Here is a 15208-nt window from a genome sequence, read left to right as displayed (position 1 = left end):
CATTTCTGCCGTGTAGGAATGCGATATAGGTGGCGGCGCTTGGTGTAAGCCTGCGCTTTGGCTAGAATAGCCCGTCATTTCCATTACTAACGGCTATTCATGCAACAAGAAACCTCACAAGAGAGCTGGCCAGTATTCAAACGCCTGCTTGGTTATGTCCGTGATCGCAAGCTGGGCCTGGTCGGTGGCATCATCGGGATGCTGGGCTACGCCGCCGTGGATACCACCTTTGTCTACTCCATCAAGCCGCTGATCGATCAGGGCATCAATGGCAACGACAGCACCGTTCTGAAATGGATGCCCTTCTTCGTCCTCGGCATCGTGGCCCTGCGCGGTGTCGCCAACTTTCTCTCCAATTACTGCATGGCCTGGGTCGGCAACCACGTTGTGATGCGTCTGCAACAGCAGGTGTTCAATCACATGGTGGCAATGCCGATGAGCTTCTTCGACCGTCAGAACACCGGTCATCTGCTCTCCAAGGTGACCTATGACGCCAGTCAGGTCTCCTCGGCGGCGAGCACCACCCTGGTGACCCTGGTGCGGGAAGGGGCGACCGTGGTCGGCCTGCTCGGCCTGATGTTCTGGCACTCCTGGCAGCTGTCAGTGATCTTTTTGGTGGTTGGCCCGCTGGTGGGCATCATCATCGGCCTTATCAGCCGCCGTTTCCGCCAGATCAGCCGTCACATCCAGCAGGCGGTAGGGGATATCACCACCTCCACCGAGCAGATGCTCAAAGGGCACAAAGAGGTGCTGATGTTTGGTGGCCAGAAGGTGGAAGAGAAACGCTTCTTCCAGGTCAGCAACAACATGCGCCAGCAAACCATGAAGATGGTCGCTGCCGATGCCATCGGCAGCCCGGTGGTGCAGATGGTGGCCTCCATCGCGCTGGCTGCCTTCCTCTATGTAGCTACCATCGACAGTGTGCGCAGCGAGCTGACTGCCGGTACGTTTACCGTCATGATCACCTCCATGATGATGCTGCTCAAGCCGCTGAAAAGCCTGACCGACGTCAACAACCAGTTCCAGCGAGCCATCACCGCCTGTCACAGTCTGTTTGGCCTGCTCGACACCGAGCCGGAGCAGGATACCGGCACCCGCACTCTGGAGCGTGCCCGCGGCGAGATCGAGTTTCGCAACGTCACCTTCACCTACCCGACCAAGGACACCCCGGCGCTGCACAACGTCAGCTTCAAGGTGGAGGCGGGTAAATCGGTGGCGCTGGTGGGCCGTTCCGGCTCTGGCAAGAGTACCATTGCCAGCCTGTTGACCCGCTTCTACGACATCGATCAGGGCGAGATCCTGCTGGACGGCATCAACATCCGCGAATACAAGTTGAGCGAGCTGCGCAAGCAGTACGCGCTGGTCTCCCAGCATGTCCACCTGTTCAACGACTCGGTGGCCAACAACATCGCCTACGCCGCAGAAGACAAATACAGCCGCGACCAGATCGTGCAGGCCGCCCGTATCGCTCATGCCGACGAATTCGTCAGCAAGATGAGCAATGGGTATGACACTGTGGTTGGCGAGAACGGTGCATCCCTCTCCGGTGGTCAGCGCCAGCGTGTGGCCATCGCCCGCGCTCTGCTGCGCGATGCGCCGGTTCTGCTGCTGGATGAGGCCACCTCGGCTCTCGATACCGAATCCGAGCGCCACATTCAGGCGGCCATCGACGAGCTTTGCAAGGCGCGTACCTCGCTGGTGATCGCCCACCGTCTCTCCACCATCGAGAAGGCAGACGAGATCCTGGTGATCGACGAAGGCCATATCGTCGAGCGCGGGAACCACGAAGCACTGATGGAGCAGCGCGGCACCTATGCCCAGCTGCGCGCCATTCAGTTTGGCAACGCGGGAAGCAAGGTCTGATGCTGGAACGGCTCTGGTATCGCAAAAGTGGCTGGCGCTGGTTGCTGGCCCCCTTTGCCCTGCTGTTTGCCATCATCAGCGGCACCCGCCGCTACGCCTATCGTCACGGCTGGCGCAAGGGGTATCGCGCCTCCTTGCCGGTGATCGTGGTGGGCAATATTTCGGTGGGGGGCAACGGCAAGACGCCGGTGGTGGTCTGGCTGGTGGAGCAGTTGCAAGCCCGTGGCTATCGCCCCGGGGTAGTGAGCCGTGGTTATGGTGGCAAGGCGCCCCATTACCCCTATCGGCTGGATGAGACCAGCACCACGGCGCAGGCCGGAGATGAGCCGGTGCTGATTGCCCGGCGCTGCGGCTGTCCGGTGGTGGTAGCCCCGAAACGGGCCGATGCGGTCCGACCGCTGGAGCAGAGCGGTGAGGTGGATATCATCATCACCGACGACGGTCTGCAGCACTACGCGCTGGCCCGTGACATCGAGCTGGTGGTTGTGGACGGCGCCCGCCGTTTTGGCAATGCCTGCCTGCTGCCGATGGGGCCGCTGCGCGAGCCGGTCACTCGTCTCAAACGGGTGGACGCCATCATTTGCAACGGCGGCGAGCCGGGCAAGGGGGAGTACCCCATGCAACTGGTCGCCGACACCCCGCGCCGGGTGCGCGACGATGCCCCGCTGGCCGCCCCCTTGTCGGGGCCGGTTGATGCGCTGGCGGGGATTGGTCATCCGCCCCGCTTCTTTGCCACCCTGGAAGGGCTCGGCTACCAGCTGGATCAGCAGGCCGCCTACGGCGATCATCACCCCTTCGATCGGGATGAGCTGGTGGGCCGCTTTGCCAGCAAGCCGCTGCTGATGACCGAGAAGGATGCGGTCAAGTGTCGTCCGTTTGCCCTCGAAAACTGGTGGTATCTGCCGGTCAGCGCCGAGTTGCCCGCCTCCCTGCTCGATGCCCTGCTGCACAAGCTGGGGGCGAAGGCGAAGGGCGCGACCAAGGCGCAAGATTAATCTCTCTCGCCTCGGCGGGGGAGCAGGGGGGAGTATGCCCCGCATGGAATAGCTGGTTGCTCGACATCCATCGCTGGCGTGATGAAGCCGCCAGCGCGACATCGTTGAAGGAGTATCGTTTTGGCTTTGGACATCAAGTTGCTCGACATCATCGCCTGCCCGGTCTGCAAGGGTAAGCTGCATTACAACAAAGCAGTTCATGAGTTGGTCTGCCGCTTCGACAAGCTGGCCTATCCGCTGGAAGAGGGGATCCCGGTACTACTGGAGAACCGTGCCCGTCCGCTCAACAGCGATGAGCTGCCGTCATGAGTTTCGTCGTCGTCATTCCTGCCCGCTATGCGTCAACTCGTCTGCCGGGCAAGCCGCTGGCGGATATCCATGGCAAGCCCATGGTGCAGCACGTGGTGGAGAAAGCTCTGCAATCGGGGGCCGATCGGGTGATCGTTGCCACCGATGACGAGCGGGTACAGCAGGCACTGCAGAGCACCGGCGTCGAGGTGTGCATGACCTCACCGGATCACCAGTCCGGCACCGAGCGTCTGGCCGAGGTGTGCCGTCACTACGGCTTTGCCGCCGATACCATCATCGTCAATGTGCAGGGGGATGAACCGCTCATTCCGCCCGCCATCATTCGTCAAGTGGCGGACAATCTTGCCGCTGCCACGGCGCCGATGGCGACCTTGTCGGTGCCGATCCAGGATGCCGAAGAGGCGTTCAACTCGAACGCAGTGAAAGTGGTGACTGACAAGGATGGCTACGCCCTCTACTTCAGTCGCGCCAGTATTCCCTGGGATCGTGATCGCTTTGCCAAGAGCCATGAGCAGATTGGTGACCACTACCAGCGTCATATCGGTATCTACGCCTATCGCGCAGGCTTTATCCAGCGTTACGTAGACTGGGCACCGAGCGTGCTGGAGCAGGTCGAGGCGCTGGAGCAGCTGCGGGTGCTCTGGTACGGGGAGAAGATCCACGTCGCCCAGGCCCTTGAAGCGCCGCCGGTCGGGGTGGATACCCAGGCCGATCTGGAGAAGGTGCGCGCCTTTTTGGCCAAGTGATGGCCACAACACTCAAGTCATGAAAAACGGTGTCGCAAGGCACCGTTTTTTGTTTTGAAAATTTATATAATTATTTGATTTTAAACGCTAAACATGGGTTTTCTCAAACTTTTGGCGTGCATGGTTTGCCAAAGCGACGAGTTTGGTTATGATGCAAGACGCCCTGTTAACCCTAACCGGGCGGCTAAAACGAGATAAAACGGGGTGTTTGGGTGATAAATGTATTCCTGGTCGATGATCATGAGCTGGTGCGTACAGGGATAAGACGCATTCTTGAAGATGTGCGTGGGATCAAGGTGGTGGGCGAAGCACAGAGCGGCGAGACAGCAGTCACTTTCTGTCGCCAACACCATCCGGACGTGATCCTGATGGACATGAACATGCCGGGTATTGGTGGTCTGGAAGCGACCCGCAAAATTCTGCGGATCCGCCCCGATGTGCGCATCATAGTGCTGACCATTCATTCAGAAAATCCGTTCCCCACCAAGGTGATGCAGGCCGGCGCCGCCGGTTACCTGACCAAGGGGGCAGCCCCCGATGAGATGATCCAGGCGATCCGGCTGGTGCACTCCGGTCAGCGCTACATCTCCCCGGAGATTGCCCAGCAGATGGCCCTCAGCCAGTTTGCCTCCGCTGACGAGAATCCCTTCAAGTCCCTTTCCGAGCGCGAGCTGCAGATCATGATGATGATCACCAAGGGGCAGAAGGTGACCGATATCTCCGAGCAGCTCAACCTGAGCCCGAAGACGGTCAACAGCTACCGCTATCGGCTGTTCAGCAAGCTTGGGATCAACGGTGACGTGGAACTGACCCATCTGGCCATTCGCTATGGCATGCTGGATGCCGATACCCTCTAATCGGGTGGCGTGTGGTCTCAAAGGCGGCGAGTGCCGCCTTTTTGCTTTTTTGCCCCTTTGCTTTTCGGGCGGAGGGGGCAGTATGCTCTGCCCGTCAATTTTTGCCTTTGTGTGAGCCGAGTAGCTGATGACCTTCTCTCCCGAACCTCTCTTCGACAGCAAGGCGTTTCTGAGCGCCGTCACCCATCAGAGCGGCGTTTACCGCATGTATGACAGCAGTGGCACCGTGATCTATGTGGGCAAGGCCAAGGATCTGAAAAAGCGGCTCGCTTCCTACTTTCGCACCAACGTCGACAGCATCAAGACCCGCACCCTGGTGCGCCAGATCGCCGATATCCAGGTCACCGTCACCCACACCGAGACCGAGGCGCTGATCCTCGAGCACAACCTGATCAAGCAGTACCAGCCCCGTTACAACGTGCTGCTGCGGGACGACAAATCCTACCCCTGGATCATCATCACTGCGCACCAGCATCCACGCATCGGCGTCCATCGCGGTGCCCGCAAGGTGAAGGGGGAGTACTTCGGCCCGTACCCCTCTGGCGGCGCGGTGCGCGAGAGTTTGCATCTGATGCAGAAAATATTTCCGGTACGCCAGTGCGAGGATGCGGTCTATGCCAACCGCACCCGTCCCTGCCTGCTCTATCAGCTCAAGCGCTGCGCCGGCCCTTGCGTACCTGGATTGGTGAGCGAGGCCGAATATGCCCAGCAGGTGGAGCTGGCCAAGCTGTTTCTGGCGGGCAAGAACCAGCAGGTAATAGGCGAGCTGGTGGGCAAGATGGAGTCCGCCAGCGGCGATCTGCGCTTTGAAGAGGCAGCCCGCTATCGGGATCAGATCCTGGCGCTGCGCCGGGTTACCGAACAGCAGTCGGTGAGCGGCAACGTGCTGGACGAGCTGGATGTGGTGGGGGTCGCCTTCGAGCAAGGCGCAGCCTGCATCCACGTGCTCTTTATCCGTCAGGGCAAGGTGCTCGGCTCGCGCAGCTACTTCCCGAAAGTGCCGGCCGATACCCAACTCGACGAGGTGGTGCAATCCTTCCTGCTGCAGTTCTATCTGTCGGGGCAGGGGGGGCGGCAGATCCCGAGCGAGGTGCTGCTCGATGTGGCCCTTGAGGACGAGAGCGTCATCGCCGAGACTCTGAGCCAGACCGCAGGCTACAAGGTGCGGGTGGTGAGCCGTACCCGCGCCGAACGGGCCCGCTTTATCAAGCTCGCCTCCATCAACGCCGAGACGGCGCTGCGATCTCGGCTGGCTCACAAGAGCACCATCACCGCCCGCTACGACCAGCTGGAAGAGCTGCTGGAGCTGGAGCGCCCCATCGCCCGCATGGAGTGTTTCGATATCTCCCACACCATGGGGGAGCGCACCGTGGCCTCTTGCGTGGTGTTCAACCGGGAGGGGCCGCTCTCATCGGAATATCGTCGTTTTAATATCGACGGTATCACCGGCGGCGATGACTACGCGGCCATGGAGCAGGCGCTGGAGCGCCGCTTTGGCAAGCAGCAGGAGCCGGACAAGGTGCCTGATGTGCTGTTTATTGACGGTGGTCTCGGCCAGTTGCGCCGCGCCGAAGAGATCCTGGCCCGTCAGCTGGAGTTCCTCGGCGGCAAATATCCGCTGCTGGTGGGGATTGCCAAGGGGGTCACCCGCAAGGCGGGGTTGGAAACTCTCATTATGGGGGAAAGTCACGAAGAGTTGCATTTGCCGGCAGATATGCCCGCTTTGCACCTTATTCAGCATATTCGCGATGAATCCCACCGTTTTGCCATTACCGGCCACCGGGCCAGACGGGCCAAGGCCCGCACCAGCAGCAGTCTGGAGGATATTCCGGGGGTGGGGCCAAAGCGGCGGCAGGCACTGCTCAAATATCTGGGCGGCCTGCAGGAGGTCAAAAAGGCGAGCGTGGATGAACTGGCCAAGGTACCTGGCATCAGTCAGGAGCTGGCCCAGACCATCCACGATGGCTTGCACAGCGCCTGAGCAGGATTTGCGGCATGGCAAAATCGCTAACTCCTTGATGCACAAGAGCCGTGACGCGGGGGGGCCGTAAATGCCATAATGGCCCTCGCATTTTGAGAAGATTGATGGATTAAAAAGACCAAGACGGGCGCCAGTGCGGTTGCATCGCAAATCGGCTTTGGCGCACTATGTAGCGACGTACAAGAAGTGGCTGAAAATAATGACAAACATACCTAACCTGTTGACGTTTTTCCGGATTTTGCTCATTCCCGTCTTCGTCATCCTGTTCTATCTGCCTTATCAATGGTCCTATCTGGCTGCCGCCATCATCTTTATTCTGGCCGCTGCCACCGACTGGTTTGATGGCTATCTGGCTCGCAAGCTCAATCAGTCCACCGCCTTTGGCGCCTTCCTTGACCCCGTTGCCGACAAGATCATGGTTGCCGCCGCGCTGGTGGTCATCGTCGAACACTACAACACCATCTGGGTTACTATCCCCGCCATGACCATGATTGGCCGCGAGATCATCATCTCCGCCCTGCGTGAGTGGATGGCCGAGCTCGGTAAACGCTCCTCGGTGGCGGTCAGCTGGATTGGCAAGTGGAAGACCATGATCCAGATGGTGTCGCTCACCGGTCTTATCTGGCAATACAACGTCTGGATGGTGTGGCTCGCCTATGTGATGCTCTATGTCGCTACCGTGCTCACCTTCTGGTCGATGTTCCAGTACATGAAGGCCGCTTGGGGCGATTTGACCCACCACGCCAACCTGTGAGTCACTTGCGCCGCAAGGTGAGGTTTCCGCTGATTTGAGACAGGAAATGAGCAAAGGCGCTAAAACTGTTCAAAAAGGGCAAAAAATGCCCGAACGATCAGGTAATTAAATATTTCTGGTTGACTGGACGAGGAACATCGCTAGAATGCGTCCTCGTAGTCAGGCAGTCAGCCAGACCAATGCGGGAATAGCTCAGTTGGTAGAGCACGACCTTGCCAAGGTCGGGGTCGCGAGTTCGAGTCTCGTTTCCCGCTCCAAATTCAGACAATAGAGAGCCAACTCTCTTTTGCATGGCGCGTTAGCAAAGCGGTTATGCAGCGGATTGCAAATCCGTTTAGTCCGGTTCGACTCCGGAACGTGCCTCCATATTGACAAGCCCGCCACGCGAGCTTGATACCGATTGCGGTGCCCGAGTGGTGAAATCGGTAGACACAAGGGATTTAAAATCCCTCGACGTTCGCGTCGTGCCGGTTCGATTCCGGCCTCGGGCACCATTAAAATCAAAGAGTTACGAAAGGCCACTAGAAATAGTGGCCTTTTTCTTTTTCCTAAATGGCGCCAAAGTGGCGACAGCGCTTTTATAGGCGGTTCACCCTTCCTGTAATGTTGAGCAACAGGATCTTCTTGTATGATGCCGCTCTGCCTGACGGCGCACTTCATGCGGCGACTTTCCCTGGCCATGTTTCGGTGTGCTGTCAGACAGAAATGAGAATGGCCCCACATTGTGGGGCCATTCTCGGATGCAGTTATCACTCCTGCGTTTCTTCTAGCTGCACGTCGATATTCTTCTTCTGGGTGGCATCGCCGTTGGTGAACGATGTTATCGTCTGGTCGTTTTGGACCATGCACACCTGTATTCCGTTGCGTAGTCTACAGACCAAGGCATAAGCCTGTAATCAGAACCGGTACTCGATATGGAAGGTATGGCTGTCCAGCCCCGGGTTCTTGTCATACATATAGGCGTTGGACATGTGCTCATACTGATAGCCAATCAGCCAATTCTTGGTGATGGCGTAACCGAGGCCGATACCCAGGGCGAACTGGAAGGGGCCGCCGTAATCCTTGTAGCCGTGGCCGCGAGTCCCAAATTGGTACTGATCGAGCCAGACCATTTCGCCGGGGAGCCAGGTCACCCAGTTACCCCATTGGCATTCGATACGGGCGCCGCCCCCCAGTCTGGCGGTCTCTTCATCTTCTACCTTGAGCGTACCCCCACGTACCCCCAGTCCAAATTGGCAGCCGGAGTCTCCCCAACGCCAAAACATATGGTGGAACTTGGCATCGGCAATTTTTATGTCGAGCTTTTCATTGCTGAAGGCGTTGCCAAGTTGCAGCACCACGATATTGTCATTGGCCATCGCAGCCGGGCTGACAAGCAGTGTTGCCAGCAGGCCGATCCTTGATAGAGTGTTAGCGTCCATGCCCCCTCCCGATCCTTGTTGTCATCGTGGTGATCCTGTTGATCACCCTTCAGGCATAGTCAATCGAAGCACACCCTGTCAATGAATGGTCAGCAGGTAAAAAAATTAAATATTTATGAAAAATCAACTATCTGCATGGCCTGATGTGATTTGGCGGGCGTGGCAATGGGGACATGAAAAAGCCCTTCACCATGGTGAAGGGCTTTTTGCTATCTGACGTTATCCGCTCGGGTGAACCCGTTCGGGCTTAGTAGCCTTGCTGGTGCACGTCCATCACGGCGCGGCCTGACGGGTCGGCCATCTCCTTGAACTTGGCATCCCACTCCAGCGCGGTGGGAGTGGAGCAGGCGACCGACTTGCCGTAGGGCACGGTGCGGGCGGCAGCTTCCAGCGGGAAGTGCTCGTCGAAGATGGTGCGGTAGAAGTAGGCCTCTTTGGTGAGCGGAGTGTTGATGGGGAAGCGGAAGGCGGCCGCCTCGAACATCTGATCCGTCACTTCCTGTTCCACCATGGCTTTCAGGCTGTCGATCCACGAATAGCCCACGCCGTCGGAGAACTGCTCCTTCTGGCGCCACGCCACTTCGTGGGGCAGCAGGTCCTCGAACGCCTCGCGCAGGATGTGCTTCTCGATCTTGCCCTTGCCACACATCTTGTCGGCGGGCTGCAGGCGCATCGCCACGTCCATGAACTCCTTGTCGAGGAAGGGCACGCGACCCTCCACCCCCCAGGCGGCCATCGACTTGTTGGCGCGCAGGCAGTCATAGAGGTGCAAAGAGGCGAGCTTGCGCACGTTCTCTTCGTGGAACTCTTTAGCGTTGGGCGCCTTGTGGAAGTAGAGGTAGCCACCGAACAGCTCGTCGGAGCCTTCGCCGGAGAGCACCATCTTGATCCCCATCGCCTTGATGTAGCGTGCCATCAGATACATCGGCGTGGAGGCGCGGATGGTGGTGACGTCATAGGTCTCGAGGTGATAGATGACGTCGCGCAGGGCATCGAGACCCTCCTGCACGGTGAAGTGGATCTGGTGGTGGATGGTGCCCAGATGGTCAGCCACTTTACGGGCGGCGGCGAGATCAGGTGAGCCTTCGAGCCCGACGGCGAAGGAGTGCAGTTGTGGCCACCAGGCTTCGCTCTTGCCATCGTCCTCGATGCGGCGTGCCGCATAGAGCTTGGTGATGGCGGAGATGACGGAGGAGTCCAGCCCGCCGGAGAGCAGCACGCCATAGGGCACGTCACACATCAGCTGGCGCTTGACCGCCGCTTCCAGCGCCGCTTTCAGCTCGGCCTTGTCGCTGACGTTGTGCTCGACCGCGCTGTATTCCATCCAGTCGCGCTTGTACCACTGTTTGAGCTCGCCATCCTTGCTCCACAGGTAGTGTCCCGGCGGGAAGGTTTCGACGCTCTTGCAGACCGGCACCAGCGCCTTCATCTCGGAGGCGACATAGAAGTTGCCGTGCTCGTCGCGACCGGTATAGAGGGGGATGATTCCCATGTGGTCGCGACCAATCAGGTAGGCATCCTGTTCGGCGTCATAAAGAATGAAGGCAAAGATGCCGTTGAGATCGTCGAGAAACGCCGGGCCCTTCTCCTTGTAGAGGGCAAGCAGCACTTCACAGTCAGATTTGGTCTGGAACTGGAAGTCGACCTTGAGGGTCTTCTCCAGCTCTTTGTGGTTGTAGATCTCGCCGTTGACCGCCAGCACATGGGTGCGCTCGGGGTTGTAGAGCGGCTGGGCGCCATTGCCCGGGTCGACGATGGCCAGACGCTCGTGCACCAGAATGGCTTTGTCGGAGCTGTAGACGCCGGACCAGTCAGGCCCGCGGTGACGAAGTCGCTTGGACATCTCCAGCGCCGATTTGCGCAGGGCTACTGCATCGGACTTGATATCCAGAATGCCGAAAATTGAACACATTGGCGGTAATCCTCTTGATTTTTATATGAGCCCCCCACGTTTGGGCTCGAAATTCCATTTACATTCCTCGTCAGACACAATGCCTAGCGGAAAAACCTTTTGCAAGCGGGAAAACCGCAGAAAATCATGCCGTAAGCGTCAAGCGGAACAACAGGATAAGGGCTGCTGCAACGGGGCAGGGTGACGTGAACGTCAAGCCGAGGCGGGTTCGAAGATGACGTAGACCTTGCGACAGGGGGTGAGGGTCTCCCACTCTCCGACAAAACCGGCGGGAATGACGAATTGATCGCCGGGTTTGAGGGCCAGCTGGCCGCCCAGACTGTCGTGGATCACCACATCCCCCTCCAGCAGCTGGCAATACTCGTGCTCGGTGTAGTGGATGGCCCAGCGGCCCGGCTCGCAAGCCCAGAAGCCTACGTGAAACTGCTGGCTGGGGTCGGAGTAGTGGTTCCACACCGTCTGACTCGGGTTGCCCGCTTTAATGCGCTCGGGGGCAGGCATCAGCGGGGTGGGGGCCGCCTCATGGCGATCGAGCAGGATCCAGTCGTTGAGGGTCTTCATGGTGCCTCCTTGGCTTCGGCAGATAGGAAAGCGGGGCCATCCCGGCCCCGCGATTGTTCGTTTTATTAAACGAGGTTGTGCATAACTTAAACGATGTGCATTCCCTTGCCAAGGGCTGCTGGCCGATAACTCAAAGCGGCTGCAAGCGGCGGATCACATGACGGGCAAAGCCGCTGCCCGCTTCGTTGTAGACGTTGAACACCGCATCCACCCCCTGCTCCTGCAAGGAGGCGATATCATCCTCGAAGCGGACGATGGCGGCGATCTTGCCGTTGAACCCGTGGCTGCGCAGCTTCTCGATGGCATAGAGATTCCCCGAGTGGTGGGGCATGGCCAGCAGCACCAGATTGACCTGATTGGAGAGCAGCACCTTGTCCCAGAAGTCGGTATCGGTGGCATCCCCCTCGATGACGTTCATCCCCTGGGCACGCAGGGTGGGTAGCTTCTCGCTGTCGTTCTCCACCCCGAGGATGACGTTGCCGTACTTGTTCTCCAGCTCGAAGTAGGCTCCCTGACCGATCCGCCCCATACCGAGGATGATCACCTCGGCATCGCCAAGCTCGATGGGTCTGTCTTCCGGATGAAGGTTGCTCGCCTGCAATCCCCGCAGCCAGTGGCCGATGCGGTGATAAATGCGCTCGCTCTGGGCATTGAGCGGGGCGGAGATCATAAAGCTCGCCGCTAGCGCCAGCGAGACCGCCACCAGCCACTCGTGGGAGAGCCAGCCCGCCTTGGCTGCGATGGCGGCGACGATCAGGCCAAACTCCGAGAAGTTGGTGAGCGCCAGGGTCGAGAGCAGGGCGGTGCGCACCCTCAGGTGAGCGCCGCTGTAGACCAGATAGTAGAGGACACTTTTGAGCGGCAGGGCCAGCACCAGCGTCAGTGCCAGCAGCATGGTGTCGTGGGTCGGCAGGCCGTTGAGGCCGATGGTGAGAAAGAAGCAGACCAGAAAGAGGTCTTTGAGGTTGAAGAGCGCCTTGGCCAGCCCCGCCGCAGCTGGGTGGGAGGCGAGCATCATGCCGATGATGAGGGCGCCCAGATCCGGCTTGAGGCCGACTACTTCAAAACCGGCGGCCCCGACCACCAGCGCCAGAAAGACTCCGAACAACACCTGCAGCTCGCCGTGACCGGCCCGCTCCAGCAGCTTGAAGAGCAGCGGGCGCAGCAGCGGCAATCCCAGTACCCAGAGCGCCCAGATACTGGGCCACTTGCCGCTGGAGAAGGCCAGAAACGCCACGGCGAACACATCCTGCATGACCAGCACGCCGATGGCGATGCGGGCGTAGAGGGCGTTCATGTCGCTGCGATCTTCCAGCACCTTGACCGCAAAGACGGTGCTGGAGAAGGAGAGGGCAAAGCCCAGCAGCAGCGCCAGTTTCCAGTCCAGCGAGAGGGCAAGTTCAAGCCCCAGTCCCTTGCAGACCAGCAGCACTACGGTAAAGAGCAGGGTGGAGAGTAGCAGGTGCAGGCTGGTGGTGCCCCACACATCGCGCCGCATCAGGGTCTTGATATTGAGCTTGAGACCGATGGTGAACAGCAGCAGGGTGACGCCGAGATCGGCTACCTCGCTCAGGGCGGGAGTATTTTCATATCCCATGCCGTTGAGGATAAAACCGGCGGCCAGAAAGCCGAGCAGGGGGGGCAGGCCAATCAGATTGACTACCATGCCGCAGCCAAAGGCCACGGCGATCAGAATGGGTTCCATAACAGATCCTGCAGGGGCAGGAGAGACCTGCCCTGTTTAACGCTTGGGTGGTGATTAGACGATATCGATGTCGACCACGGAGTCGAAGATGTGGTTCGGTCTGAACGGCATGCGGTCGATATCGGCGACCTTGCTTACCCCGGAGAGCACCAGCACCGTCTCGAGACCGGCCTGAAAGCCCGCCAGAATGTCGGTGCGCAAGTTGTCGCCGATGATGATGGTGTCGTCGGAGTGGGCCTCCATCCGGTTGAGCGCCGCACGGATGATCCAGGCGCTCGGCTTGCCGACATAGAACGGCTTCTTGCCGGTCATCCGCTCGATGGGGGCGCACAGGGCGCCGCAGGCCGGGTGCATCATGGGGCCGTGGGTATCGGGGTTGGTGGCGATAAAGCGGGCCCCCTGATCGACGAACTTGGCCCCCTGTTGCATCATGGTCCAGTTGTAGTTGCGGGTCTCGCCAACCACCACGAAGTCCGGGTCTATGTCGGTGATGGTAAAGCCGGCCTTGTAGAGCTCGTGGGTCAGCGCCCCTTCACCGATCACATAGGCCTTCTTGCCATCCTGACGCTTGAGAAAGTCGGCGGTGCCCATGGCGGAGGTGTAGAAGCACTCCTCCGGCACTTCGATACCTGCGGAACGGAAGCGGTTTTGCAGATCTTTCTGGGTCTGGGCCGGGTAGTTGGTGAGGAACAAGAGCTTGCTGCCCTGCTCCAGCAGGCGATGGACGAAACGGTCGGCACCGGGGATGAGATCGTTGTTGTGCAGGATGACACCGTCGATATCGCAGATGACGTTCTTCTTCATGAAAACTCCTTGTCAGGGCGCAGGCGAGCCGCCAATCGTTAAGATGTTCAATCATTTATGATTTTTGTGACGCCATTATAAGTCTGTTTGATGACAAGTCTCCCCTGTCTCGCCACTTCGGTGCACAATAAAGCTGCCGTCGGGTCAGTCTGGTGGAGGGGCTGACGCCGGATCACTTTGCTGATGGAGCCGTCGTTATGGACACCCCGATTCCCAAGCCAGTCACACCCGAACACCTCACCGCCGCGCAATTTATCGCCGGACTGCCGAAACTGGAGCTGCACCTGCATATCGAGGGCAGCCTCGAACCCGAGTTGATGTTTGAGCTGGGCCGCCGCAACGGTGTGCCACTGCCCTGGCCCAATGTCGCCAGCGTGCGCGCCGCTTATGACTTTGACTGCCTGCAATCTTTTCTCGACCTCTACTATCGCGGTGCCAGCGTGCTGATGACCGAGCAGGACTTCTTCGACCTCACCTGGGCCTATCTTGAGCGTTGCGCCGCCGACAAGGTGGTGCATGTGGAGATCTTCTTCGACCCGCAGACCCATACCGCCCGCGGTGTCCCTTTTGCTACTGTGCTGAGTGGCATCGAGCGGGCGTTGCAGAGCGGGGAGAAGGAGTTTGGCATCAGCTGGCGCCTTATCATGAGCTTTTTGCGCCACCTGAGTGAGGATGAAGCGTTCGCTACGTTGGAGGAGGCGGAGCCCTTCCTGTCACGGATTCACGGCATCGGCCTCGACTCCGGGGAGAGGGGCAATCCGCCCACTAAATTTGCCCGGGTCTTTGCCAAATGCCGCGAGCTGGGGCTGCCGGTGGTAGCCCACGCAGGTGAAGAGGGCCCTGCCGACTACATCTGGCAGGCGATCAACGAGCTGCAGGTATGCCGCATCGATCACGGGGTGCGCTCGGCAGACGATCCCGAGCTGCTGCGCTATCTGGCCGATACCCGGCTGCCGCTTACCGTCTGTCCCCTCTCCAACACCCGGCTCAAGGTGTTCGGCGATATGGCCCAGCACAATGTGTTGCGGCTGCTGGAGCAGGGGCTCTGTGTCACCATCAACTCGGACGACCCTGCCTACTTTGGCGGCTATATGAATGCCAACTTTGTGGCGCTGGCCGATGGCCTTGGCGCGACCATGAGTCAGCTCTGCCGCTTGTCGCTCAATGCCGTTGAGGCGAGCTGGCTGTCTCTGGCCGACAAGGCGCGGCTGACCCGGGAGATCCGCAGTTATGCCGAGACCCACGGGGTGCAGCTGCACTGAGTCAGGCGCAGGTTAATCCCGGATGCAAAGAGGCCCGC

The 15208-nt window shown here is 59.4% G+C and carries 13 protein-coding genes and 3 tRNA genes; 11 read left to right on the top strand and 5 right to left on the bottom strand.

What is annotated here, in order from left to right; genetic code table 11:
• Nucleotides 1-99 precede the first annotated feature (99 nt).
• The 10 genes from msbA to OKC43_RS05615 all read left to right on the top strand — a co-directional run bounded on the left by msbA (nucleotide 100) and on the right by OKC43_RS05615 (nucleotide 7999).
• Nucleotides 100-1863 carry a lipid A ABC transporter ATP-binding protein/permease MsbA gene (gene msbA / locus OKC43_RS05660; protein WP_236271163.1) on the top strand — a complete coding sequence of 588 codons (1764 nt, stop codon included), beginning with the start codon at nucleotides 100-102 and terminating at the stop codon, nucleotides 1861-1863.
• The gene (lpxK, locus tag OKC43_RS05655) at nucleotides 1863-2858 is read left to right on the top strand and encodes a tetraacyldisaccharide 4'-kinase (RefSeq protein ID WP_236271164.1); all 996 of its coding nucleotides are present in this window, start codon (nucleotides 1863-1865) and stop codon (nucleotides 2856-2858) included. Before msbA ends, lpxK begins: the two co-directional genes overlap by 1 nt.
• Before the next feature lie 120 nt (nucleotides 2859-2978).
• The gene (locus OKC43_RS05650; protein WP_005347033.1) at nucleotides 2979-3167 is read left to right on the top strand and encodes a Trm112 family protein; all 189 of its coding nucleotides are present in this window, start codon (nucleotides 2979-2981) and stop codon (nucleotides 3165-3167) included.
• On the top strand, nucleotides 3164-3913 hold the full coding sequence (gene kdsB / locus OKC43_RS05645) for a 3-deoxy-manno-octulosonate cytidylyltransferase (protein ID WP_236271165.1): 750 nt from the start codon (nucleotides 3164-3166) through the stop codon (nucleotides 3911-3913). Before OKC43_RS05650 ends, kdsB begins: the two co-directional genes overlap by 4 nt.
• A gap of 212 nt (nucleotides 3914-4125) precedes the next feature.
• On the top strand, nucleotides 4126-4770 hold the full coding sequence (gene uvrY / locus OKC43_RS05640) for a UvrY/SirA/GacA family response regulator transcription factor (protein ID WP_005337448.1): 645 nt from the start codon (nucleotides 4126-4128) through the stop codon (nucleotides 4768-4770).
• Between the two features lie 127 nt (nucleotides 4771-4897).
• Nucleotides 4898-6751, top strand: a complete 1854-nt coding sequence (uvrC, locus tag OKC43_RS05635; protein ID WP_236271166.1) for an excinuclease ABC subunit UvrC — start codon at nucleotides 4898-4900, stop codon at nucleotides 6749-6751.
• A gap of 199 nt (nucleotides 6752-6950) precedes the next feature.
• Nucleotides 6951-7505, top strand: coding sequence for a CDP-diacylglycerol--glycerol-3-phosphate 3-phosphatidyltransferase (gene pgsA / locus OKC43_RS05630; protein WP_031227442.1), 555 nt, complete (start codon nucleotides 6951-6953; stop codon nucleotides 7503-7505).
• A gap of 181 nt (nucleotides 7506-7686) precedes the next feature.
• A tRNA-Gly gene (locus tag OKC43_RS05625) sits at nucleotides 7687-7762 on the top strand.
• Nucleotides 7763-7797: 35 nt separating this feature from the next.
• Nucleotides 7798-7871 (top strand) — tRNA-Cys (locus OKC43_RS05620).
• Nucleotides 7872-7912: 41 nt separating this feature from the next.
• Nucleotides 7913-7999 (top strand) — tRNA-Leu (locus tag OKC43_RS05615).
• Nucleotides 8000-8401: 402 nt separating this feature from the next.
• On the opposite strand, the gene OKC43_RS05610 is transcribed toward OKC43_RS05615, so the two are convergent.
• The 5 genes from OKC43_RS05610 to OKC43_RS05590 form a co-directional block, all read right to left on the bottom strand.
• Complete coding sequence (locus OKC43_RS05610) at nucleotides 8402-8926, bottom strand: acyloxyacyl hydrolase (protein ID WP_236271167.1); 525 nt, start codon at nucleotides 8924-8926, stop codon at nucleotides 8402-8404.
• Nucleotides 8927-9173: 247 nt separating this feature from the next.
• On the bottom strand, nucleotides 9174-10838 hold the full coding sequence (gene asnB / locus OKC43_RS05605; protein ID WP_181224282.1) for an asparagine synthase B: 1665 nt from the start codon (nucleotides 10836-10838) through the stop codon (nucleotides 9174-9176).
• Nucleotides 10839-11030: 192 nt separating this feature from the next.
• Nucleotides 11031-11399, bottom strand: coding sequence for a cupin domain-containing protein (locus OKC43_RS05600; RefSeq protein ID WP_236271168.1), 369 nt, complete (start codon nucleotides 11397-11399; stop codon nucleotides 11031-11033).
• A gap of 130 nt (nucleotides 11400-11529) precedes the next feature.
• Nucleotides 11530-13104, bottom strand: coding sequence for a cation:proton antiporter family protein (locus OKC43_RS05595; RefSeq protein WP_236271169.1), 1575 nt, complete (start codon nucleotides 13102-13104; stop codon nucleotides 11530-11532).
• Between the two features lie 54 nt (nucleotides 13105-13158).
• Nucleotides 13159-13908 (bottom strand): HAD-IIA family hydrolase, encoded by a 750-nt coding sequence (locus OKC43_RS05590; protein WP_005337281.1) that lies wholly within the window; start codon nucleotides 13906-13908, stop codon nucleotides 13159-13161.
• Nucleotides 13909-14105: 197 nt separating this feature from the next.
• On the opposite strand from OKC43_RS05590, the gene OKC43_RS05585 reads away from it, so the two are divergent.
• Nucleotides 14106-15170 carry an adenosine deaminase gene (locus OKC43_RS05585; protein WP_236271170.1) on the top strand — a complete coding sequence of 355 codons (1065 nt, stop codon included), beginning with the start codon at nucleotides 14106-14108 and terminating at the stop codon, nucleotides 15168-15170.
• Nucleotides 15171-15208: the final 38 nt, after the last annotated feature.

The organism is Aeromonas sp. Y289-2 (assembly GCF_027705925.1).
GTDB lineage: Bacteria > Pseudomonadota > Gammaproteobacteria > Enterobacterales > Aeromonadaceae > Aeromonas > Aeromonas veronii.
This window is presented reverse-complemented; position numbering and strand designations above follow the sequence as displayed.